At 37.5% G+C, this 23,150-nt stretch carries 28 protein-coding genes; 10 read left to right on the top strand and 18 right to left on the bottom strand.

From position 1 onward, the window contains the following. The first annotated feature begins 103 nt into the window (after positions 1-103). Positions 104-781 carry a type I 3-dehydroquinate dehydratase gene (aroD, locus tag ACKI30_RS06800; protein ID WP_407411028.1) on the top strand — a complete coding sequence of 226 codons (678 nt, stop codon included), beginning with the start codon at positions 104-106 and terminating at the stop codon, positions 779-781. Between the two features lie 5 nt (positions 782-786). Then, positions 787-1,389: a S24 family peptidase gene (locus ACKI30_RS06795; protein ID WP_407411026.1), complete on the top strand. Its 603-nt coding sequence runs from the start codon at positions 787-789 to the stop codon at positions 1,387-1,389. Positions 1,390-1,510: 121 nt separating this feature from the next. Here the strand turns inward: ACKI30_RS06795 and ACKI30_RS06790 are convergent, their stop codons facing one another. After that, the gene (locus ACKI30_RS06790; RefSeq protein ID WP_407411024.1) at positions 1,511-1,849 is read right to left on the bottom strand and encodes a P-II family nitrogen regulator; all 339 of its coding nucleotides are present in this window, start codon (positions 1,847-1,849) and stop codon (positions 1,511-1,513) included. An 8-nt stretch (positions 1,850-1,857) separates the two neighbouring features. Next, positions 1,858-3,075, bottom strand: coding sequence for an ammonium transporter (locus ACKI30_RS06785; protein ID WP_407411022.1), 1,218 nt, complete (start codon positions 3,073-3,075; stop codon positions 1,858-1,860). A 249-nt stretch (positions 3,076-3,324) separates the two neighbouring features. Between ACKI30_RS06785 and ACKI30_RS06780 the strand changes: the two genes are divergently transcribed. The 6 genes from ACKI30_RS06780 to ACKI30_RS06755 are packed head-to-tail and all read left to right on the top strand — an operon-like array spanning position 3,325 to position 7,394. After that, on the top strand, positions 3,325-3,624 hold the full coding sequence (locus ACKI30_RS06780; protein WP_407411020.1) for a hypothetical protein: 300 nt from the start codon (positions 3,325-3,327) through the stop codon (positions 3,622-3,624). Next, positions 3,617-4,843, top strand: coding sequence for an HD domain-containing protein (locus ACKI30_RS06775; RefSeq protein WP_407411018.1), 1,227 nt, complete (start codon positions 3,617-3,619; stop codon positions 4,841-4,843). The genes ACKI30_RS06780 and ACKI30_RS06775 overlap by 8 nt, the downstream gene beginning before the upstream one ends. An 8-nt stretch (positions 4,844-4,851) precedes the next feature. Beyond that, complete coding sequence (locus ACKI30_RS06770) at positions 4,852-5,400, top strand: UbiX family flavin prenyltransferase (RefSeq protein WP_407411016.1); 549 nt, start codon at positions 4,852-4,854, stop codon at positions 5,398-5,400. After that, complete coding sequence (gene cbiT, locus ACKI30_RS06765) at positions 5,401-5,964, top strand: precorrin-6Y C5,15-methyltransferase (decarboxylating) subunit CbiT (RefSeq protein ID WP_407411014.1); 564 nt, start codon at positions 5,401-5,403, stop codon at positions 5,962-5,964. Between the two features lie 20 nt (positions 5,965-5,984). Next, positions 5,985-6,746: a hypothetical protein gene (locus ACKI30_RS06760; RefSeq protein WP_407411012.1), complete on the top strand. Its 762-nt coding sequence runs from the start codon at positions 5,985-5,987 to the stop codon at positions 6,744-6,746. A gap of 18 nt (positions 6,747-6,764) precedes the next feature. Beyond that, positions 6,765-7,394, top strand: a complete 630-nt coding sequence (locus tag ACKI30_RS06755) for a molybdenum cofactor guanylyltransferase (RefSeq protein ID WP_407411010.1) — start codon at positions 6,765-6,767, stop codon at positions 7,392-7,394. Here the strand turns inward: ACKI30_RS06755 and rrp42 are convergent. The 8 genes from rrp42 to ACKI30_RS06715 all read right to left on the bottom strand — a co-directional run bounded on the left by rrp42 (position 7,391) and on the right by ACKI30_RS06715 (position 13,373). Beyond that, positions 7,391-8,176 (bottom strand): exosome complex protein Rrp42, encoded by a 786-nt coding sequence (gene rrp42, locus ACKI30_RS06750; protein ID WP_407411008.1) that lies wholly within the window; start codon positions 8,174-8,176, stop codon positions 7,391-7,393. The two genes, ACKI30_RS06755 and rrp42, sit on opposite strands and share 4 nt — an antisense overlap. Positions 8,177-8,188: 12 nt before the next feature. Next, positions 8,189-8,884 (bottom strand): exosome complex exonuclease Rrp41, encoded by a 696-nt coding sequence (gene rrp41 / locus ACKI30_RS06745; protein WP_407411006.1) that lies wholly within the window; start codon positions 8,882-8,884, stop codon positions 8,189-8,191. Between the two features lie 36 nt (positions 8,885-8,920). Next, positions 8,921-9,838, bottom strand: a complete 918-nt coding sequence (gene rrp4, locus ACKI30_RS06740; protein ID WP_407411004.1) for an exosome complex RNA-binding protein Rrp4 — start codon at positions 9,836-9,838, stop codon at positions 8,921-8,923. Positions 9,839-9,864: 26 nt separating this feature from the next. Continuing rightward, on the bottom strand, positions 9,865-10,566 hold the full coding sequence (locus ACKI30_RS06735) for a ribosome assembly factor SBDS (RefSeq protein ID WP_407411002.1): 702 nt from the start codon (positions 10,564-10,566) through the stop codon (positions 9,865-9,867). Between the two features lie 32 nt (positions 10,567-10,598). Next, entirely contained in the window at positions 10,599-11,390 is a 792-nt protein-coding gene (psmA, locus tag ACKI30_RS06730) for an archaeal proteasome endopeptidase complex subunit alpha (protein ID WP_407411000.1), read from the bottom strand. Positions 11,391-11,619: 229 nt separating this feature from the next. After that, complete coding sequence (locus ACKI30_RS06725; protein ID WP_407410998.1) at positions 11,620-11,976, bottom strand: Rpp14/Pop5 family protein; 357 nt, start codon at positions 11,974-11,976, stop codon at positions 11,620-11,622. Then, positions 11,966-12,676 (bottom strand): ribonuclease P protein component 3, encoded by a 711-nt coding sequence (rnp3, locus tag ACKI30_RS06720; RefSeq protein WP_407410996.1) that lies wholly within the window; start codon positions 12,674-12,676, stop codon positions 11,966-11,968. Before rnp3 ends, ACKI30_RS06725 begins: the two co-directional genes overlap by 11 nt. A gap of 70 nt (positions 12,677-12,746) precedes the next feature. Further along, on the bottom strand, positions 12,747-13,373 hold the full coding sequence (locus ACKI30_RS06715) for a zinc-ribbon domain-containing protein (protein ID WP_407410994.1): 627 nt from the start codon (positions 13,371-13,373) through the stop codon (positions 12,747-12,749). 160 nt (positions 13,374-13,533) lie between these two features. Between ACKI30_RS06715 and ACKI30_RS06710 the strand changes: the two genes are divergently transcribed. Next, positions 13,534-13,827, top strand: a complete 294-nt coding sequence (locus ACKI30_RS06710; RefSeq protein WP_292741917.1) for a winged helix-turn-helix domain-containing protein — start codon at positions 13,534-13,536, stop codon at positions 13,825-13,827. On the opposite strand, the gene ACKI30_RS06705 is transcribed toward ACKI30_RS06710, so the two are convergent. The 8 genes from ACKI30_RS06705 to ACKI30_RS06670 all read right to left on the bottom strand — a co-directional run bounded on the left by ACKI30_RS06705 (position 13,824) and on the right by ACKI30_RS06670 (position 21,965). Next, a complete protein-coding gene (locus ACKI30_RS06705) occupies positions 13,824-14,804 on the bottom strand; it encodes a double zinc ribbon domain-containing protein (RefSeq protein ID WP_407410991.1) in 981 nt (326 codons plus the stop codon). The genes ACKI30_RS06710 and ACKI30_RS06705 overlap by 4 nt on opposite strands. 7 nt (positions 14,805-14,811) lie before the next feature. After that, positions 14,812-15,696, bottom strand: coding sequence for a double zinc ribbon domain-containing protein (locus tag ACKI30_RS06700; protein WP_407410989.1), 885 nt, complete (start codon positions 15,694-15,696; stop codon positions 14,812-14,814). Between the two features lie 11 nt (positions 15,697-15,707). Continuing rightward, complete coding sequence (locus tag ACKI30_RS06695; protein ID WP_407410987.1) at positions 15,708-17,969, bottom strand: OB-fold nucleic acid binding domain-containing protein; 2,262 nt, start codon at positions 17,967-17,969, stop codon at positions 15,708-15,710. Positions 17,970-17,981: 12 nt separating this feature from the next. Continuing rightward, complete coding sequence (locus tag ACKI30_RS06690) at positions 17,982-18,497, bottom strand: hypothetical protein (protein ID WP_407410985.1); 516 nt, start codon at positions 18,495-18,497, stop codon at positions 17,982-17,984. Between the two features lie 85 nt (positions 18,498-18,582). Next, a complete protein-coding gene (locus tag ACKI30_RS06685; RefSeq protein ID WP_407410983.1) occupies positions 18,583-18,948 on the bottom strand; it encodes a desulfoferrodoxin family protein in 366 nt (121 codons plus the stop codon). A gap of 64 nt (positions 18,949-19,012) precedes the next feature. Continuing rightward, positions 19,013-19,387: a Fe-S cluster assembly scaffold protein NifU gene (gene nifU, locus ACKI30_RS06680; RefSeq protein WP_407410981.1), complete on the bottom strand. Its 375-nt coding sequence runs from the start codon at positions 19,385-19,387 to the stop codon at positions 19,013-19,015. Positions 19,388-19,389: 2 nt separating this feature from the next. Beyond that, a complete protein-coding gene (locus ACKI30_RS06675) occupies positions 19,390-20,598 on the bottom strand; it encodes a cysteine desulfurase family protein (RefSeq protein ID WP_407410979.1) in 1,209 nt (402 codons plus the stop codon). A gap of 71 nt (positions 20,599-20,669) precedes the next feature. Next, positions 20,670-21,965 (bottom strand): O-acetylhomoserine aminocarboxypropyltransferase/cysteine synthase family protein, encoded by a 1,296-nt coding sequence (locus ACKI30_RS06670; RefSeq protein ID WP_407410977.1) that lies wholly within the window; start codon positions 21,963-21,965, stop codon positions 20,670-20,672. A 512-nt stretch (positions 21,966-22,477) separates the two neighbouring features. On the opposite strand from ACKI30_RS06670, the gene ACKI30_RS06665 reads away from it, so the two are divergent. Beyond that, the gene (locus ACKI30_RS06665) at positions 22,478-22,936 is read left to right on the top strand and encodes a hypothetical protein (protein WP_407410975.1); all 459 of its coding nucleotides are present in this window, start codon (positions 22,478-22,480) and stop codon (positions 22,934-22,936) included. Positions 22,937-23,150: the final 214 nt, after the last annotated feature.

Genomic DNA, 23,150 nt, shown 5'->3' with positions numbered 1-23,150 from the left:
TAATAAATAAAATATAAATATTTTATTGGTATATATTTTGTTTTTCACTTTATATAAAGATTTAAGAAAATTTAATAAATAAGCCCCATTAAATATATTAGTAATGTATTCTCAAACAAAAATTGCAATTCCGATATTTCAGGAAAACTGCAGAGATGTAATTGAAGTGGCCAACGATTGTATTGATAAAGGTGCGGATGTCTTGGAATTTAGAATAGATGCTCTAAAAAACCCTGAAATTTCAGAAATTAGGGATACAATCGAAAAAATCAATTTTCCGATGATTGCCACCAACAGAATCAGCACTGAAGGAGGCTCATTTAAGGGTTCTGAAGATGACAGAATCAACATTTTATATGAATGTGCAGATCTGGTTGACTATGTTGACATTGAGCTTCAGTGTGACGATGAATACATAAATAAAATCCATGACACCGGCGTTAAAACAATCGTCTCCTATCATGACTTTGAAAAGACACCTGACCTCAATGAAATACTCTATATTGTTGAAAAGGAACAGGAACTGGGCGACATTGCAAAGGTTGCATTCATGCCGCAGAACCTGGAGGACACATTGACAATACTGGCGGTTCTTTCACACTGCAGGGACACCATTGCAATTTCAATGGGAGATCTGGGAAGCTATACCAGAGTCATGGCATCAAAATTCGATTCACCGATTACTTTTGCAGCCGGCACTGACGTTACAGCACCCGGCCAGATTGATATCGAAACAATGAAGGCTCTCCTGAATATGGATTTAAACATCATGGACGAGTGATTCAAATGGCTAAAAAACTGATTTTAGCTTTCATAATACTTATTTTAATAGCTTTTTTTGCATTTAACTATCTTGGAAATGACACCGTGGACGTTTATATCGACGGTGAAAACGTCAGCGTCACAACCCGTTCCATTTCCGCAGGAGATACTGAAAGTTTAAACAGGGAAATCTGTGATTACACAGTCAATATAATGAATGACACTGATTCGGACATTTCAGAATATAAAAATGGCGTTAAGGACATCTGCAGCCGTTACGGGCTTGATGATGCCGAGATAAATCTTGACTCAAGCATCGGAAAAAATCAGATTCCAATTATCGTAAATGTTGACGGCACTTCAATGCTTCCGACCCTTCAGGACGGCCAGAAGGTTCTTGTAAACAAAAGCCATGACGTTAATGTTGGAGATATTGTTGTGGCCGAGTCAGACGAATACGGCGGAATCATAAAAAGAGTTGACAGCATTAACGGAAACAGCGTTCATCTTGTAAGTGACAATAAGGATGTTTCCTACGAATACATCAACGGCAATCTCTATGAGATTAAAGGAATCACCACCTGGGTTGACATTTCAGACATTGGCGGCGTTGTTATCCGATACTGAATCTTTAAGTTAGAAAACTGAGAATTTCCGTAAAAAAAGGGAGGAAATAATGCATCAAGGCACCATTTCCAGGGAGATATATGAACAAAGTTGTTCTTGTTTTTTAAATCAGGAAAACAGGCTACACCGCTCTGTCCCCCTCTTCACCTGTTCTTATTCTGATTACATTGTCAACAGGATAGATGAAAATTTTCCCGTCACCAATGTTTCCTGTGTGTGCACCTCTTTTGATTGCTTCAACAATAGTGTCCACACCGTCTTCCTTGACGATAATTTCCACACGTGTTTTTGGAATCAGGTCAATACAGTAGCTGGATCCCCTGTATGATTCCTTGATTCCTCTTTGACTTCCGCGCCCTTTCACTTCAGATACGTTCATACCTTCGCATCCTACCTCCAGAAGGGCATTCTTAACATCCTGAAACTTTTCTTCCCTTATAATCGCAACTACGCTTTTCATTTTTACACCTAGTTAAAATTGTATGCGGATTCCTCATGAAGATTTTTGTCAAGCCCTCCGACTTCTTCATGGTCTTCCACTCTAATACCGTTCATTGCTTTGTCCAATACTTTAGCCAATATGAAGCTTATTATGAATGAGTAAGCGAGGGTGGCAACCACACTTATAATCTGTATTACAACCTGGTTAGGGTTTCCTGCAATCAATCCTGCAACTCCTCCGACGGAAGGAACAGCAAAGATTCCTGTAGCAACAGCTCCCCAAACACCAGACATACCATGTATTCCCCATACATCCAATGCATCGTCGTATCCGAGTCTTGCCTTGAGATAATATATTGCAAAGTATGATACGAATGGAGCTACTGCACCGATGCATAAAGCTCCCGGAACATCTACAAATCCTGCTGCAGGAGTAATAGCTACAAGTCCTGCCACTGCACCGGAAATTGCACCTAAAACTGTTGGTTTGCCGACAATGTATGTATCTAAAGCTGCCCAAACAATCAATCCCACTGCAGCTGAAACGTTTGACACGATAATTGCGTTTGCAGCAAGTCCATCTGCTGCAAGACCTGATCCTCCATTGAATCCCATCCATCCAAACCAGAGCAATGCAGCTCCTAAAACCGCATATCCAAGGTTATGAGGAATCAGTGAAGTGTCTTTTCTTTTTCCCAATACAAATGCGACAGCCAATGCCGCTGCACCTGAGTTCATGTGAACCACTGCACCTCCCGCGAAGTCGAGTGCACCCATCTGCATCAGCCATCCTCCTCCCCATACCCAGTGGGCTACAGGGACATAAACGATGCATGCCCATAATATTGTGAATATTACCCATGCTTTTGTTTTCATCCTTCCAACCAATGCTCCTGAAATAAGTGCCACAGTCAGACCCGCAAAAGCACACTGGAACATTACAAACAGCAAGGTTGGAATTGTTCCGTTCAAGTCATCCAATCCGATACCCTGAAGGAAAAAATTTGTTGGGGCTCCGATCAGACCGTTTATATCGCTACCAAAAGCAAATTGATAACCGAAAATAACCCATAAAACACTTACAATTGAAAATGCTATGAAAGTTAAGAATATTGTATTTAAAACATTTTTACGTTTACTTAATCCGCCATAAAAGAATGCTACAGCGGGAATGCTCATTAAAAGCACCAAAAGGCTGCAAATAAGCACCCATGCTGTATCACCTGCACTAAACATTACATCCATTTTATCTTCTCATCTATATTTAATAATAAAAATCACCGACCTCAGTCGGAAGTAATATGTCGGAAGTATACTTCCGATATAGAATAGTTGTTCCTAATAGCATATAAACATTTTGAATTTGAAAAAATAGATTACATCTGAAAAAAACATTTTAAATTAGTGATTTTCAATAACAATTAAATAATAGCTTTTTAAATAAATAATAATAGTATAGTTTAATGTTTAAATAAAATAAAAATTAGTGTTATTATGAAAGACTCAATAAAAGCAAATTTAATAGTATTTTTAATAATTGCTACAATTGCATTCACTATCAGCAGTGCATTTGCCAGTTTGACAATAACTGAAGACAACGACTCATACAAGTTAAGTGCAATTGAAAATGATTCATTCGAACCAAATTATGTTGAAGAGGTTCCGACAATCATACCGAAAGTCGAAAATACAACAAATGACACTAATATAACAAATACTACAATTGATGACTGGAATGATACATGGCAAGACAATAATACATTAGATGATTTGGAGTTCTGGGAAAATGACTGAAAAGAAAAAATTTATCAGAGACAGTGTCTATGGAGATATTAGCTTAAACAAATTTGAAGAAAGAATTATGGACATGCCGCAATTCCAACGTTTAAGACGGATTAAACAGCTTGGACTGATAAGTTTAATTTATCCGGGAGCCACCCACACCAGATTTGAACACTGTGTCGGAACAATGAACCTTGGATCAAAACTTTCAACAGAACTGGGACTTTCAGATGATGACATTGAATTAATCAGAGCCTCCGCTCTTCTTCATGACATCGGTCACGGACCATTTTCACACGTATCCGAAGGAGTGCTGTCATTTCCCCATGAGGAGCTCACCAAATATGTGGTTACAAAGACTTCAATGAGAGACCTGCTTGAGGAAAAATTCGACGTTAATGAAATCGTCGATATCGTGAACGGAAAAGGATATCTCGGACCTATCGTTTCAGGGGAACTTGACGTTGACAGAATGGATTACCTCTTAAGGGACTCACACAATACAGGAGTCGCCTACGGAATCATTGACTATGAAAGAATCATTTCAAACCTGAAACTCGAGGACGGACTGATATTGGACATCAAGGGTGTTCAGGCAGCTGAAGGAGCATTGGTTTCAAGATATTTCATGTATCCAAGCGTTTATCAGCACCACACCACCAGAATAGTCAACTCCATGTTTAGAAGAGCACTGAAGATGGCCATTGACGAAGACATAATCAATGAAAACGACATATACAAATACGATGATGCTGAAATCATTGGAGTATTCAGACACTGCGAAAATGAATTTATAAATGACATGATGTCCAGACTGGACAACAGGCGCATCATGAAAAGGGTTAAAACCATCAGGCTTGACAATTTCAAATATCCTGAAAAAATGTATAAAATCGAACAGAGCGAGCTTAGAAAAGCGGAAGAAGAAATTGCAGAAGACTATGGCATTGACAAAAATTACGTATTTATAAATATAGCTGAATATCCTCGCTTTGATGAGATGAAAACCCAGGTCAATGTAGACGGAAAGCTATACCCCTTAACAGAGATTTCAAATATTATCGGAGCATTAAGCAAAGCAAGATTCAACATCCCTGACATCAGCGTTTATGTAGATGAAAGCGAAAAATCAAAATTCAATAAATTCAAACTGGAAAACTACCTTGACTTGCCTGAAATAGACAGGGAAAAATTCCACGGCATTCATTATGACCAAATTAAACTATTCTAGGAGATAAAATGATAGTTGTTGCAATTACAGGTGCAAGCGGAGTAATATATGGAATAAGATTGCTCGAAGCACTTAACGAATTAAATATAGAAAACAGTCTGGTAATCAGTGATGCCGGAAAAATCGTTATAGAATCAGAAACCGAATATAACATAGAAGAGGTTATCAATCTGGCAGACACTTACTACGATTTCAATGACTTAACCGCTTCAATAAACAGTGGATCATTTAAGGCCGAAGCGCTTGCCATTGTCCCATGTTCAATGAAAACATTGTCATCAATAGCAAACGGATACGGCGCAAATACAATTACTAGAGTGGCTGACGTCAGCCTTAAGGAAAGGAGAACCACAGTAATTGTTCCTCGTGAAACTCCACTGAGAAGCATTCACTTACAGAATATGCTAACATTATCACAAGAAGGAGCTATAATTTTACCGGCAATGCCAGGATTCTACTCAGCGCACGATACCGTTGACGACCAGATCAATTTTGTTGTTGGAAAAATTCTAGACTCATTGAAAATTGAAAACGATCTATTTGAAAGGTGGGAATAAATGTTAGAAGACAAGGATTTTATCAAATCCTGTGACGTGCCAGGACCAACCAAAGAGGCCATAAGAGCAATAATACTTTACAAATCCGATGTGACATCAGAGGATAAGGTTGTAGATTGCGGATGCGGAACCGGAGGAATCACCTGCGAGTTTTCCCAGAGGGCCCGTGAAGTGATTTCAATTGACACAAATCCTGAAGCTATTGAAGTAACTTCCAGAAACCTTGAAAAATTCGGACTTGGAGATAACGTCACATTAATTAATGATGATGGAGCAAATGCCCTAAAGGATATTGACGACATTGATATTGCAGTTGTTGGGGGCAGCGGCAGACAATTGGAAAATATCCTGGACATTGTTCATGAAAAATTAAATTCAAAAGGCAGAATCATTATTACAGCCATTTTGGTGGACACTAAGGTTGAAGCTATTAATAAACTCAAAAGTTTAGGCTATAATCCTAAATTAATGGAAATTAACGTTTCAAACGGCAGAATTCTCGACAGGGGAATTTTAATGATTAGTGAAAACCCGATAGCAATAATTACTGCCAAAAAACGATAATAAAAGTTGGAGAATATAAAATGAGCAAACGATTAAGTTGGAAAGTGAAATTTTCCATATTGATGGTTATCCTAATAATTATCATTTATGGATCCAATTATCTCGTTTTAGGAGATGCAGAGCACATTATTTCCTACATATGGACACACTTGGGATTCATTCCTGTGGACATACTGCTTGTGGCATTCTTGCTCGACGAGATTATTGAAAGAAAAGAAAAGGAAGCTATGCTTGAAAAACTGGACATGCTTATGAGTACCTTCTTTTCTGAAGTTGGAAACGAATTAATAAGCCAGTTAAGTACAGTTAACAAATATAAAGCAAGTACCGAAAACTTGAAATCCATTAAAAATTGGAACGAAGAAGACTTTGACAATAAATTAGCTGAACTTAAAGGTTCTTCCCTTGATTTTAAAGCAGACATCAGTCCTGAAGAACGTGAAGAGTTCTTAAGCAATTTAAGTGAATTCCTTGAAAGCAAAAGGGAATTTATTATCAACCTAATAAACAATCCAAACCTGCTTGAAAAAGAGGAGTTTACCGGATTAGTGAATGCAATCCTTCACCTTGATGAAGAATTAGTGCACAGAACCGACCTTGCATTGGTAAGCGATGCCGATTTCGGTCATTTGAATGGAGACATGCAAAGAGTATATGACAAACTGGTCCATGAATGGGTTTATTATTTAAAATACCTGTATAAACATTACCCATACATGATTGCATTGATCATACGTACCAATCCATTTGATGAAGACGCAGACGTATATGTAAAGGAATAGACTTGAAGGGGATTTAATATGAGTAGTGAAATTGAAAATAATGAAAATATTAAATCTTGCATTATTTTATGTGGAGGACAAAGTAGAAGAATGGGTCGTGATAAAGGTTCCATGGTTATTCAGAACAAACCTATGATTAAACACATTCTTTCTACACTAAACCACGAAATAAATGAAGTTGTAATTGTTTTAAACAACCGAGAAAGGATTGACAGATATAGCGAATTCATCAATCCGACCGATTATGCCTACACCATCACATTCGTTGAAGACGAAATAAAAAACAAGGGCCCTATGCCTGGAATCATGACCGGACTTTCACACATTAAGGGAGAATATGCCCTGATATTGCCTTGTGACAGCCCATATGTTTCAAAAAAGTATATAAACACTATTTTTTCCGAAATCGATGAAAGATATCAAGCTGTTGTCCCGTATCATGACGAAGAAAACAAGCTGAAAACATCAGAACCGCTTCATTCAATATATGATAAAAGAGTTATCCCTGTTATTGAGAATTTAGTTAATGAAGATGTTTTGCACATAAAGGGACTGATATCAAAAATAGATACAAAATTTGTTTTGATAGATAATAAAAAAATAGAAAAAAAAGAATTTAGAAATCTTAACCGTCTAACTGACGTTTAAAGATATTCTATTAACTCTTTTACTTTTGTCACAGCAGTATTTACGCAATAAAGAATTTCATCTTTAGTTAATGGTTCCTGTCCGCCTTTTTGCATGGAACAGATGTGACCATCTTTTGTGACACCAACATTTAAACGAGCACTAGCCACTCTTTCTTCATCGAGTGTTGGGTCAATAACCATTTTGTCACCAATTTTAACAAAAGTACATAATGCCAATTCGTTGTTAATTGGTAAATCAAAGGTTTCTTCTTCACTAAGGACAACTTCTTCATCTTCAATAGTTGCAACAGGTAATTTTGTTGATTTGAGTGCAGCCATTACAGCTAATTCACAAGCATCGAAAAGGTTTCCGCAGTTATCGATAATGTGAAGGTCTATGAATAACATCCATACGTGTTTTCCTTCTTCAACACATAATTTGTCCAATTCAACCAATTCACTTTCACGGATACCTCTGTCAACTACACGTGCAAGTTCAATAGAATCATCGCTAGGTGGACCTGGTTCGAAATTAGGATCCGCCATTGGCAACATTTCACAGTTGGTCATTAAAACTCCTAAGTCAGGAGTGTCAGGGAATGGGCTTCCAAGTTGTGGTTTAATACCTACAATAACTTGAGTTCCACCAAGTTTTACACGAGCAGAACCTTCAGCTTTAGAAATAACATTAGTTTCAATGGAAACATCCCTATATTCAGTTAAACCTCTGCCATCTTCTCTTTTATCGTTTTTGACAAGGTTAGTAATACTTTGTCTTGTAATTTCTGGTACTATATCCATATTATCCACCCACTATTCTGTAGAATACCTTTTCATTAAAGCTTCTTTTTGAAGTTCACTTACTTGACGACATCCTTCCATAGCCAAATCGATTGCTTTTGCAAATTCCTCTTCAGTCAAGTCACCGTCACTTTGCAGTAATGTGATTTCACCGGTTCTTGGCATCATAGCTATTGGAACATCAGCCTGACCTTCTTTATCTTCAACTTCAGACAAGTCAAGTACAATTTCATCATTTACTTTACCTGCAGCACAACCTACAACAATATCTTTCATAGGTATTCCAGCATCAACCAAAGCAACGGAAGCTGCTGTGATTCCTGCACAACGGGTTCCACCTTCTGCTTCAATTACTTCTATATAAATATCAATCATTGAACGAGGATAATTTTCCAACATTAAAGCTGGCCTTAATGCATCAGCGGTAATTTTAGAAATTTCAGATGATCTTCTGTCAGGTCCTGGCCTTTTCCTGTCATCCACTGAAAACGGTGCCATGTTATATCTGCATCTGATAACACCGGTATTAGGTTGAAGTAACCTTCTGATGTAAGATTCCCTAGGACCATATACAGCTACTAAAATTTTATTTCCTCCAACTTCCAAATAAGCAGAACCATCTGCACGTTCAAGAACTCCTGCTTCAATTTTGATAGGGCGTAATTCATTAAATTTCCTACCATCTTCTCTTATCATTTCAGACATCATATCTACCTCAATTTATAATACGAAGATTCATAATCATTATTTATTATTCAAAATGAAAGAATTATTTGAGTTATCACCATAAGATAAGGAATTATCTTGCTTTTTGTTTTTTCTCTTTAATTCTTCAATGACTTCAGCAATATTCGGTTTATCTTCATTTTCTTTTTTCTCTTTTTCTTCAGCTTCTCTTTCTTCCTGTTCTAATTCTTCTTTGAAATTTTGAAGCTTAGGTTTTTCCAAAACAAATTCCTCTTCCTCTTGAGGGTTTTCTTCAGGAGGCAATTCGCCGTCAATAGCTAAATACAATTTGTTTTTGATTTTATTTGTTAAACCAGAAGTATGAGCTTCAGCCTCGATTAAATGAATAATGTTTTTGGTAAGCTGTTCCATGTCTTCGTCCCCTTTTACCCAGACGAGACCGTTTTGACCAACAACGATTTTACATTTTGTCTTGTCTTTAATCATGTTAATCATGGAACCTTTTTTACCGATTAATCTAGGAACTTTAGTCGGAGCAATATCTACGATGATTCCTCCTTTAAACTTACCCATTCCTCTTCCTTTCAAACCGAGTTTTGCCTTTTTGATTTCATCAACATCGACAACTCTTAAAAATAGAACGTCCCCAACATCATATACTTTGTTGAGCTCTTTTTTCTCACGACCAAACACTTCAAAAGCAGGTAAAATTCCGGAATAAGGTGAATTTATGTCAACATCCCACATTGAGAATCTGACATCATTGATTTTACCTATTACGACATCTCCTTTTTTAGGAACATATTTGCTTTTAAGAGGAATAACTCTAATCTTTTTATTCCTTAAAGAAACAAGTCCTATTAAAGAAGAGCAAACTTTACCATTTTCTTTAAAGGTACCTCTTCCTGAATAGTATTCATCGTCAGCTAATACCTGACCAGGAATAACTAAATCTTTATTTTCCACATATATCATAATAATCCCATAAGACTAATTAATTATTATTTAATAGTTTTAGTTTCTGCTTCTCCGCCTGAAATTTCAGCCATTTTAGCAGCGAAAGAATTTTGAAGACCTCCAGGCATTTCAATAATTCCAATCCATGAACCATCTTGCTGCCATTCTTCGTTTAATATTTCACCAAAACCGTGAATTACAGAATAGGCACTGCCTGCAGCGGACCCTGGAAGTCTAACAGCGACTTTAGCTTTTTCAAACCTGATAGGAATTAACGGTTTAATAGCTTTTAAAGCTGCTTGAACTTGTTGATCAACAGAAGTGAATGGATCAAATTTAACTTTAGCCTCATCACATGCATTTTCAATTCTTTGAACCGGATGAGGAAGGCCATTTTGAGGATTAACTGCTTCTTTGGCTATTTTATTAATAACCAATTTTCTTTTATCTTCTTGCATTTTTCTTTTCTGATCAGCAGTTAATTGAACAGTTCCTTTCTCAAGGATAATTTTAGAAACTTCAATAGGATCTGTAGTTTCAAATATCTTATTCATGGCTTCATCGGAAGCCTTGTCTCCTTTTTTGGAGTCTTTAAAAATTTCTTCAACAGCTAAAAGATCTTCAATGGCAACATCCGGACCATCAGGATTCCTAAAATCAGCTGCTAAATCAGGGTCAACCAATATTTCAAAATGTTCACCACAATACTCATATTTAGCAATAATTGCTTCATCAACATTTACCATTGAAACATCCCCTAACCAATTACTAAAAATTATTATTCATCTTCTTCAGAATCTTCTTCAACTTCTTCAGATTCTTCTTCTACGTCTTCTTCTTCCTCTTCTTCCACAAGTACTTCATCAATGTATTTTTGTACTTCTTCCTGGGAGAGTTTGACGTATTTTTCATCTTCGATTTTGATTACTGCAATTTCAACATTCTGTGAAGTGGTATCGTGGTCGGTTGCTTCATTGATTGCGGTTAAAGCAAGTTCGATAGCTCCATCCAATGTTAAGTCATCTTCGTATTTTTCTTCGAAGATTTCCATAGCAGCATTTCTGCCTGAACCAATTGCGGTTGCTTTGTATTCAATTAATGCACCGCTTGGATCGGTTTCGAAGAGTTTGCATTTACCGTCATACACACCACCAATGATTAAGGCGGAACCGAATGGTCTTACTCCACCGTTTTGGGTGTATAACTGCAACATATCACATAGCTTTTTAGATAAACTATCTACTCTGATAGGTTCGCTGTAGGTAATTTTATTTATTTGAGCTTCAACTCTTGCTCTTTCAACCAAAGCTCTTGCATCAGCAACAAGACCTGAAGTAGCTGCTCCGATATGTTCATCTATTTTGAATATTTTTTCAATGGATGATGCTTCAACCAAACTAGAAGTAGTCCTTTTATCGACAGCTAAAATAATTCCTTCAGAACTTTTAATACCTATAGAAGTAGTTCCTCTTTTAACAGCTTCTCTTGCATATTCAACTTGGAAAAGTCTTCCGTCTGGGCTAAAGACAGTAATAGCCCTATCGTATCCAGCATTTTGTAAAGGTTGCATATTAATACCTCATATATACTATTTTTAATATTAAAAATTTTAATTCAACTACGTATAAAAAATATTATTCAAAAATCAAAACCAAATCTTCCATGAAAAGGCAAATTTTAATTTTAATCACTACATTGTAGTTTATTAAAATATTTTATATTCTTTTTCCATAAATCCAATTGATATTTATAATATATATTATTAATAAATGTTTCTATTTTAAACTAACAAAAAGTAATTAAATGAATTTTTGAGATGCTTTGATAGTTCCTGACAGACCTACAGTCGTAATGGCAATTCTGTCCTTATTGAATCTGGCGGACAGTGCCAAGGCTGATCGGACCTCATCCTCATAACCCCTCTGACATCTGACGATTGCCTTATAGCAGTAGTAGTCATCAGTATGTTCCTGCTCATAGAATTTCATTACCCACAGGTTATAGTTGGCGGTATTCAGCTCCCCCTGAAAACGAACGCAGGCATCCCATACGATGCTGACCAGGTCATCCTTAACAATAGGAGATGTTATCTTAATTTCAACTGTAAGATACCTGTTGTTCTTTCTGAGAGTCGGAGGCAATACCTTAAGCTTCATCGTCCACCCTCCTGACGCCGGTCAAGATCATATTCTTCCTGTTCCTGTTGAATTCCAATATTTTTTCTGCAGTCATGAATGACTTTTCAATTTCGGAACCTGTCAAGCCGGTCTGTGTAAAAAAAGCTATGAAGTCATGGGTGGTTCTGATATCGAAAACTGACTCTGCACGAGATGATAAAATTAATGGAAAATCAAATTTCCTGTATAATGTGTAAACATCCTTAAAATTAGAAATAACCTTAGACCTTGGAGCCAAATAACTTTTTAAAACATCCTTAAAGCACAATTCAACAGCAACGTTATTTCTTAAAGCTTCCTTGGCGAGAACATGATTAAGACCGCTGTCATACCTTCTCAGATACGGTCTTGACAATACGTCCATCTGGACATTTTCAAGCACTGCCCTGTTAACCTTCAAATCTCCGCCGACAACGGAAATGCATGATGCCCTGCTCCTGAATTTACGGGCGATTTTTCTAATTTCATTAACGTTATTTGATTTAATCTCTAAGGTATAATCAAAATCAATAATGCTTTTTAAATTATCTGAAAGCTCATCCTTAAACTCCTGAGCATCTTTGAAATCGTTTTGATCATATGAAAAATTAATGTGCTCCCAGCCGTATTTGGAAGCTTCAATAGCTAATTTTAAATTATCATCCAAGCTACTTCCCTTAATATTTAAATCAAAAAACATAGTAGATAATTTCCTTTTTATGATATTAATAATTTTTTAAAAAAAATAAAGTGAAGTGATTTTAAATCACTTACTGATAACGGTAAAATTCGACTTCCCAGCTTACGGTTTCATAGTAATCTATTGTGAATGTCTCGGATGAAGATGAAGTAAATGAAAATGAATCAGATCTTGTCTCAACATCACTATGGGATCCCCAATCAACTCCACCGGACTGGCCGTTGGAGCCTGTGACATACAGATGGTTTGTAGCATAATTTTTTATAGGATATGCTGAAAGCTTAACCATAATCTGACCTTCCGGAACGGTGACGGTTTGAGAACCTGACCCTGAGCCGGAATAGCTGCCTATGGATTCCCATGACTTAGATTTACTGCTTGAGCTTGAAGAGGAGGTACTTTGAGTTTTAGCACTTCCGTCATCATTTCCGGAATCGCTTGATGAAACCTCTTGAGAAGCATTGTCAACTGCACCGCCACTTTGAGCGTCACCGGTATTCATGGTCCCCATAAAGTAACCCACACAGCCAACAAGAATCAAAATTACAATTACCAACGCAATGATAATATATTTGGAGTTATTGCTGGATGAAGGTTCAGCAGGCGGGGCAACTGGACCGGCGTTAAATTCCGCACCGCATTTTGTACAGAATTTTGCAGTATCCTTATTTTCAAAACCACAGTTTTCACATTTCATGATAAATCAACTAATTCAAGTATAAGTTATTTTTTAACTATATTATATTATATAATTAATTCTTATTAATAATACCTTGTAAGCAGTGACTAAAATACTTATATTCACCTTATAAAATGGTATAAAATATTTTATAGTATAAAAAATATAATATTCTATTATGTCAAAAGAAAACGATGAGCTTTTGAAATTAACTTCATATGTTCAAATTTCCAAATATAGAGAAAAGACATTGAAATCTATTGGAGACGAAGTTAAAATCCCAACTCATATTGCAAAAGACAGTGGAATTAGAACTAACCATATTTCAAAAGTTCTAAGCGAATTAAAAAGCAAAGAAATTGTGGAATGCATAAATGAAGAAGCTCGTAAGGGAAGATTATACAGATTGACCGATACTGGTAAAGATGTATTGAACACAATCGAAAACAATGAAAAAAAGAAGAAAGACTAGTAATTTAATTCAATCTCTTTTTTAATTTCTTCTAATTCATTTCTAACATCTTCGGACGATGCTTCTTTAAAAATATCAACTAAAACCTGAAGCAACGTGATATTTTTTATACTCAACGGCAATGAGTCAGTAGTTTCCCTTAAAATTGACTTATAAGTAGGGGCAACGGAATCCTTTCTGTATTGAATTTTTATCTCATCCCTCAAGTCCTCATCGATGAATTTTTCCAGATATATGATTATCTCATTGGCGAATGTATTGCCGAAAACCACCATGCCGTTAAGTGCCTCCTCATCAACATTAAGATGCTCCACCAGCATGTTGAATGATCCGTAATTCTGATATCCGTATGGAATGAACCTGCCTTCAACAGTGTGGGCGCAGTACTCATTCATGATTTTAAATTCAGGCAGGGTTAAAAAATACCACACGAAACTTTCTATAGTTGAAGAGGTGTTTACCTTCAATATTTTGCACAGTAACGTGTCAATTATCAGGAACAACAGATAATGAGCCAGTTCATGGATGATTGTTGCTATCTGAACCGAATCATCCAAACGGTCATCATAGCTTATCTTATTTCCCAGATAAATGGAACCCCTTTCATAGCCTCTTGACTTTGTTTCACATTCGGCAAAGGCGCTTGCAAAATTCAAAATCTTGTTTTTAATGGTGCTTCCGCTGATTTCAAAATAATCCGCCCTTTTGAATATGTTTGAAAGCAATGTGATATATTCCTCGTCACTGATGTGGGCATCGGACAATAAGTCCTCATTGTACTGGCTGAAAAAGATATCAAAATCATCAATGGCTATCGGATTGATTTGTTTTCCGCATTTAACACAGGAAGTTGCATAATCCAGATTAAGTTCGCCACAGTAAGGGCAGAAATGTTCTGTAATCAGTCTGTTTCCGCAGTGAATGCAAAAATTGTTTTCACGAGGGTTCAATGTGCCGCAAACATCACAATACTTCAAATTATCACTACCTGAAAATGCCTTTAATTGTTTTTACTGTGTCATTGATTGAATTTTTACGGGCTAATGCCGCTTTAACATTTTTTCCGCAATTATAACAGAATTCACTGTCCCAGTCCAATACTTCACCACATGAGCAGATTATTTTTGATTTTAAGGTTTTTTGAGGATTCAGCGGCCTGTCACATCTTTGACAGAAATTGGAACCGTCGGGATTTTTTTCACCGCAGATGCATACAATGACTGAATTCTCCTTTTTTAAACTATTGCCACATTCGATGCAAAAATCAGAGGTGGCATCATTGATTGTGGCGCATGTGCATAATATGAAAATGTCATTTGATTTTCCGTAATTCATCAGGGGCCTTCCGCAGTTTCTGCAAAATCTGGAAAATCTTTCGTTTTCCTCACCGCAAAAACAGAAAACAGAATCGTCAAATTCAAGATTAAAATTGCTGTAGTTGGTGTTTACAGGTTTTTCCTCACCGCGCAAACGCTTTCCGCACATCTCACAGTATATGTTTTCGCTGGAGTTTATTGCACCGCATTCACATAACATGTTGTCTATAGAAAAAGCCGGCTTAACCTCCTTTTTGAGGATTTTCTCCAGTTTGCTCGGAGCCCTTTTGGCACCACACATATAGCAGTATTCATTTTCCACATTATTCAGATAGCCGCAGGAGCATATCTCATATTTAAAATCATTGCGCTTGCTTTCAATATATGGTGAGAAATCAACATCCAAATTAAAAAAACCGATATCATACAAGGGTATTGTAAAAACATGAGCATCACTATTGTGATAACCCGTTTTACAACCGCAAACCTTACAGTACTGGTCGCTAGGGAATATCCGGTGCCCGCATTTTTTACAATAATTGCCTGCAATCATTTTTATCTGAATTATTTTTTGGTCAGGGATTGAATTTCTTCAACAACCTTGAACAGTACCTCTTCTCCAAGTCCCTCAATATACTTGATGGAACCTGCGCATTCGTGACCTCCGCCGTCAATTCCCGCTGACGGAACCCTTTCAATCATTGTTGATACAATGTCATTTACATTGAATCCAAATTCCTCATTAACGGCATCAGTTGCTCTAAACACACCGAAATCAGGACCGTGACCAAGTGTTACAATAGGTTTGTCCTCACCCAATTCCTTTATCACATGGTCATGGACAAATCCGCATGTTTTTCCAGGAGCAGGGAATGTGAACTTATGAGCGTATTTCTCAACATCGATAAGATTGAAATATATGCCGTTTTCAAGCTGTGTCCTTTTAATGTTAGGAAGTGCTGCCTTAAGCTGGGTGTCAATTCTCTTTTGGTATTCCTTATATAAAGCACCAATCATCTTTTCATGCTTATCCAAATTATCCACAGCCAATATGGTGTCCATTATTCCCCTACCATTCATAAATCTCAGGAAATATGCTTCAAAATCAACACATTCAGCTATTTTTGCCAGATGCTCTTTTGTAAATCCTTTTTCACTGGCAATTTGCAGATATTGGTAAACCTCACCGCATTCCGCACGGTCTCCCAATGCGGCAACCGCAGGCAGGTGCTTGATTAAATCTTTAACGTCAGGATTGATCAGGTGTGCAACTTCTGTTGCCAAGGCTCCTGCTGTAAGCTGTGAATCTCCGCCTACAAGGTAAGGGTTGACATGTGTGTCAACATATTCGTCAACTGCAACTGTTGCGCCATATATCTCGCCGTCCCTTTCATCTTTTGTAAGCAGTTCGCCCGGAGAGTGATGGTCTATTACAACAACTTCTATATCATAAATCTTGGCCTGCATCAGTGCGACAATATCCTCTTCAGTTGACCCGTTGTCCAGAAGAACTATAAGAGGCAATTTCTGACCGTGCCTTTCCTGGTCTTCCAGAGCAAAGGATAAATCTTTAACAACATCTTCAAGCTCATAGAAAGGAGCTTTACTTGGAGAACGTTTGAAATAATAATATTGAGCATCATTGCTTGGATTTACCTTTTCAATCAAAGGAACGATAGCCTTTTCCATTGCAACTCCTGAACATATTCCGTCGGCATCATTGTGATGTCTGAGCAAAACGGTTCTTCCGTCAAGAATTGCCCTTCTGATTTTCTGTGCAGCCTCCCTCATCTTAGGTTTAAGTCTGTTTAAAACATCACTTTTGACTAAGAAATCGACATGTTGAGGTTCTGCTCTTTTGTTTAATGCATCGTCTATTAATTTATGTAGCTTGATAGTGTTTTCTTCGGAAAGTTTTGTCATTGAAGATGACTCAATCTGTGTCTTTCCGCCATGTTCATTAACTTCACCGATGACCTGCACAGCATCGCCAAGCTCAATTTCAGGATAGGACCTTTCGCCGGCCTTGTCAAATGCGGCAATCTCGGTTGTTCCGCTTTCATCATTTATTATGAATATTGTCGGACCGGAGGTCTGCTGAATCTGCTGGACCTCACCGTCAATTCTAACCATTCTGCCTTTTTTCTCTTCCAGTTTACTGATTAAAGTCCTTGGAATTGATTTGGTGAGTCTTTTAAGATTATATGAATCAACGTAAGCCGGTGCAAAATCAATTTTTCCTTCCCTTGACTTGATTGCTGTAATGAATACGATTATCTCTTCACCGACCTTATAATCAGAGACATCTCCTCTCATAAGTCCCCATACATTATTGTTTAGAGATACGAAAGCTCCATACCTTTCGATTCTTGTTATTTTTCCTTTATACAATCTGTCCTTGTCGATGTCCCTCATCTGACATAGGGAATCCAAAACATACACATCACGAGCCGCTTTTCTGCGGGCTTCAAATTCATCATGCTTCATTTTTTCTACCTTTCTTTTTTCTTTACAATCATCACATAAATCTAAATTTTCGGAAATCAGTTTTCCGCAGTCCCTGCACACGTTTATCTGGCCTGTTCCATGACAGTGAGGGCATTCCTCAAACACTTCAACCTGCCCTTTTCCATTACAGACTTCACATGGAATGTCCTGGTCTGAGCCTAAATCAAATTTTGCTTTCGCCTTGCTGTTGACTCCTTTAAAATGACTTCCCACATCAAATAAATCATCTTCATATCCTGTTCCGCCACATGCATCACATTCTTTATAGTCCACAACAACGGAACCTATACCTTTACATTTCGGACATTTAGTTTTCAAATTAATCCCTCATCACATAATAAAATTTTGTTTGAATAAATTCGGATTATCACTTACGATCGAATCCCTCTGATGCTGATATTCGACAGCCTGATTCATGTAATCGTTGGCTTCAAAACCATAGTTGCTGCCTGTGTAGTTTGAATATACTTCAAAGCACTCAATCGCTTCTTTTAGTGAATCAACGGCTTCCAGTTTTAGTTCAAGTTCACGGATAGTGGTGGTAATATACTCCTGGTGAACCTTATTGACATCGGCAGAGAAATTTTTTTGGATTTCATGCAGTTCCAATAGACTTTTATTATAGTTATCCCCTGCGGATTCTGCTTTTTCCATTGATTCATAAAAATTCTTATTGTTTACCAGTTCAACAGCCTCATTATAGTCAGCATCTCCTTGAACTATTCCATCACTGATTTCCGGCATGGATTTGTTTATGCTGTCTGTTGAACTCTCAATGAAAACGAGAGCTGCTGAAATCAACACTAAAACAACAATAAAAATTATTAATTTACTATAACTAGACACGATATATTTTATATTAAAACAAGTAATTAAAATTTTTCATGAAAAAAATTAAAGAAAAAAAGAAGTTTAAAAATGGATTTTAAACTTATTCAGAGGACCAGAGTCCGTGTAAATTACAAAATGCTAATGCTTTAACATCATCAGTGGAGTTTACAGTGAAAGTTGCTTCTGCAACATCTCCAGGTTTGAAGCATTTTGCGTATTGTTCAGCTCCAGCTTCAACAATGACAAATTCAATGAAATGGTCATCGTCCATTGGGTGAGCTGCTTCACCGACTTTAACGGTGACTTTGTTTCCGTCGATTTCTACTACTGGTTTGTGTTTAGGTGCCTTTTCACCTTCGGTTTGAACAGGGAATTCAAGCATGTGATCGTTGCATACTTTTTCGTCGCCTTCAGATAAAACTTGAATAATACTTCCGCATTCGTTACATTTTAATATTTTTGCCATATAAAACATCTCCGTTAAATATTAAAATTATTTTATTGCTTAAAGTATTTATTATTATTGTTACTCACTGGTTATTTTCATAGTAGTTTTCGATAGCTGCCTGAAGACCGTCAGCCGCAAGGTTGGAACAGTGCATCTTGATTGGAGGTAGTCCGTCCAATTCGTCCGCAACGTCATTTCTTGAGATTTTTAAAGCTTCCTCAAGAGTTTTTCCAACAGCAATTTCGGTAATCATACTGCTTGTTGCAATGGCCGCACCGCATCCGAAAGTCTGGAATGAAATGTCTTCAATCACTTCATCTTCATTGACTTTGATGTAGATTGTCATCAAGTCTCCGCATGTCGGGTTTCCTACAGTTCCGACACCGTTAGCGTCTTCCATCATCCTACAGTTTCTTGGGTTTGCAAAGTGGTCCATTACTTTATCTGAATAATCCATAATTAACATCTCCTACAGTCATCGTGATCTTTTTTACACATTACACCATCATAATCAAGTTCCTGATTCCATAACGGTGACATTTGCCTTAGTCTGCCTACGGCTTCCGCAATAGTATTTACAAATTCATCCACATCAAAGGCATCGCTTTCCGGTGCCAGGGAAATTCTCAAGGATCCGTGCACATCTACAGGGTCAAGGCCCAATGCGGTCAAAACAGGTGACGCTTCCAATGTATTGGAAGAGCATGCTGAACCTGTGGATGCCTGATAGCCTTTAGCGTCCAGCAAGAGGATTAATGATTCCCCTTCGATAGCCTTGAATCTGAAGTTTACAAGGTTAGGCAGTCTGGTTTCTCTAGAACCGTTCAGGTATGATTCGGGAATGGTGGTTAAAACTTTATCAATAAGCTCATCCCTGATTGAGGATAACTTTTCGTAATGTTCGTCCAATTGATCTGCAGCCAGTTCGCAGGCTTTACCGAATCCGACAATTCCCGGAACGTTTTCGGTTCCGGATCTGATTCCTTTTTCCTGACCTCCCCCATGAATGAGAGGCACTACACGGGTTCCCTTTTTGATGTAGAGTGCGCCGACACCTTTCGGACCGTTGATTTTATGGGAAGATAGAGAAAGCAAGTCAACATTCAATTTCTCAACATCCACTTCAATCTTACCGAAACTCTGTACTGCGTCAGTGTGGAACTTGATGCCTTTTTCACGAGCAATTTTACCGATTTCAGCAATAGGCTGAATGGTACCGAGCTCGTTGTTGGCATGCATAATGGTAATTAAGATTGTTTCATCAGTGATTGCCTCTTTCAATTCTTCAACGCTGATGATACCTTCTTCATTGACTGGCAAATAGGTTACCTTAAAGTCAAGGGATTCCAAAAATCCCAAAGTGTTTTTAACGGCAGGGTGTTCAATATTGGTGGTAATTATATGTTTACCTTTTTTTGATAACTTGAATGCAATTCCTTTAATTGCAAGATTATCTGATTCTGATCCTCCGCTTGTGAAGATAATTTCATCAGGTTTTGCATTGATTGCCTTAGCCACTCTTTCACGAGCCAAAGTCAATGCCTTTTTTGATTCACGACCGATTCCATAAAGAGTTGAAGGGTTACCGTACTCTTCGATGAAATATGGTTCCATTTCTTTAAATACTTCCTCACTAACTTGAGTGGTTGCTGAGTTGTCTAAATACATTCTTTATCTCCCAATTGTTTTTTTAATATGTAAATTTTTAATTATTTAAATTTAAAGTGATTAGACAGTAACTAGATACTGTCTAAAGCCTGACTTAAATCAGCAATTAAATCATTGACATCCTCCAAACCTATGGAAAGCCTGATGAAGTCCGGTGTTACGCCTGTTGCTTCCTGTTCTTCTGCAGACAATTGCTGATGTGTTGTACTTGCAGGGTGGATTGCAAGGCTTTTTGCATCACCGATGTTTGCAAGTATTGAGAATAATTCCAGTTTTTCGATTACTTTTCTTCCGGCTTCCTCTCCGCCTTCAACACCGAATCCCAAGATTCCGGCAAAGTTGTCTTTCAGGTATTTCCTGTTGATTTCATAAGTTGGATGGGATTCGAGTCCAGGATAGTTTACCCATTTGACTTTAGGGTGTGATTCAAGGAATTTAGCCACTTTAAGTGCATTTTCGGAGTGTCTTTTTACTCTAACGTCAAGGCTTTCAAGTCCCTGCAGGAATATGAAGCTGTGCACTGGTGCCTGGGTTGCTCCAAGATCTCTTAAAAGTCTTGCCCTTATTCTTACTGTAAATGCAAGGTTTCCGAGTTCCGGAACATCACCGAATGCATCCCAGAATACCAGTCCGTGGTAGCTTGGGTCAGGTTTGGTGAAGTTTGCAAACTTGCCGTTTCCCCAGTTGAATTTACCTGAATCGACAATGTATCCTCCAACTGCAGTACCGTGTCCGCCGACATATTTGGTTGCTGATGCTGCAATGACATCTGCACCATGTTCCAGTGGCCTGACTAAACCTACGCCGACAGTATTGTCAACGATTAATGGAATGTCATGTGAATGTGCGATTTCTGCAAGAGCTTCGAAGTCAGGAACGTCCAGTTTTGGGTTTCCGATTGATTCGACATATATTGCCTTTGTCTTCTCATCGATTGCATCTTCAAAAGCCTGCAAGTCCTGTGAGTTGACGAATTTGACATCCCTTGCGAGATCCTTGAAAGTGTAATTGAATAATTGGTAAGTTCCACCGTAGAGGTTGTCTGCTGAAACGATGTTGTCTCCAGGTTCTGTTACATTTAAGATTGCATATGAAATTGCTGCAAGACCGCTTGCAGTTGAAATACCAGAGTTTCCACCTTCGATAGCAGCTATTCTTGCTTCAAATACATCGCTGGTAGGATTGGTTAATCTGGAGTAAATTTGTCCAAATTCTTGAAGGGCGAATCTCCTAGCAGCTTCATCTGAGTCTTTGAATACGTATGAAGTTGTCTGATAAATCGGAACTGCCTGAGCCCCGGTTACGGGGTCAGGTTGTTGACCTGCGCGTACACCTAATGTTGCTAATCCATAATTTTTATTTGTCATTAATAATCACCTTTGTAAATTGATTTTCTGTAAATATATCACGTGTTATATTACAATATAACAATAGTTATTTTTTATATATAAATGTTTTGTAGGATTAGATAAGAACTACAAAAAATAAATTATAACTCATGTTATACAGATATAACATCTGTTATTTTTAGTATATAAACATTGTTATATTTTATCATTGAATCAAAATTCAAATTGAAGATAAATCAGCAGTTCAAATAAATAGCCCATACTTTGAAGCTTCAAGAAAAACCTTGAAAATAACCATTGAAACTCTCCAAAAAAATTGACATATAAGCATTTAAAGCTTCATATAAGTTATTTTTTATTATAATCTGTTATATTTGCTTTTTTTCTTTTTTAACTATGCAAGTGAGCACTTACATTCGAAAAACTTTATATATGGCCTTGATAATATAATTAATTGTGTGAAGCAAGTTATTTTTCCTCCAAAACAAACTAACTTGCATTTACTTAATTCAAACTCACGGGTGATTATAATGAACATAACAAAAAAACTATTAACATTACTTGCAATATTTTGTGTAATTGCATCCGCAGGCGCCGTATGCGCAGCAGATGCTGATATGGACGGAACTTACCTTAGCGCTACAGACGACATGGGTGTTGGCGACCACCCTGACTTTGATGACATTGATGATGCTACCTATGATGGCGGCTGGGCTGGAGGCCAGTACAACGGAAATATGGAAGACGGACACTCAGGTGCACCGGAAATAGATCCTGATTACGCACACGACGAAGCAGCAGGAGAACCAACCAACACAACCGGAAACGCAACTGACAACGCAACTGCAAACACAACCGCACAGGCTGTACAAAACCAAACAGCTAACGCAACTGCCGCTCACCACATGTTAGCAACAGGTAACCCAATCTTACTCTTACTCGGAGTAACCACAGTATTAGGCGCAGGCGCCGTATTAAGAAAAAGATAAATTCATTGACCTAATTTAAAAACAGGAAAAACCCCCTCCTGCTTTTAACCTCCCTTTTTTAAATGTTTTATGCTTGAACTTCCCCACCGTTGTAGACGGCGGGGATTCGCAAACCAAAAAAAAATATAGAAATTTTTTTGGAAAATTTTTTTTTACTGCGCCGTCGTCCCAACGACTTCTAAACCTTTATTAAGGATGTTTTTTGCTGCATTGA

Origin of the sequence: Methanobrevibacter sp. (genome assembly GCF_045539575.1) — an archaeon.
Classification (GTDB): domain Archaea; phylum Methanobacteriota; class Methanobacteria; order Methanobacteriales; family Methanobacteriaceae; genus Methanocatella.
The sequence above is the reverse complement of the archived record's forward strand: the minus strand, read 5'-3'. Positions and strand labels throughout refer to the sequence as shown.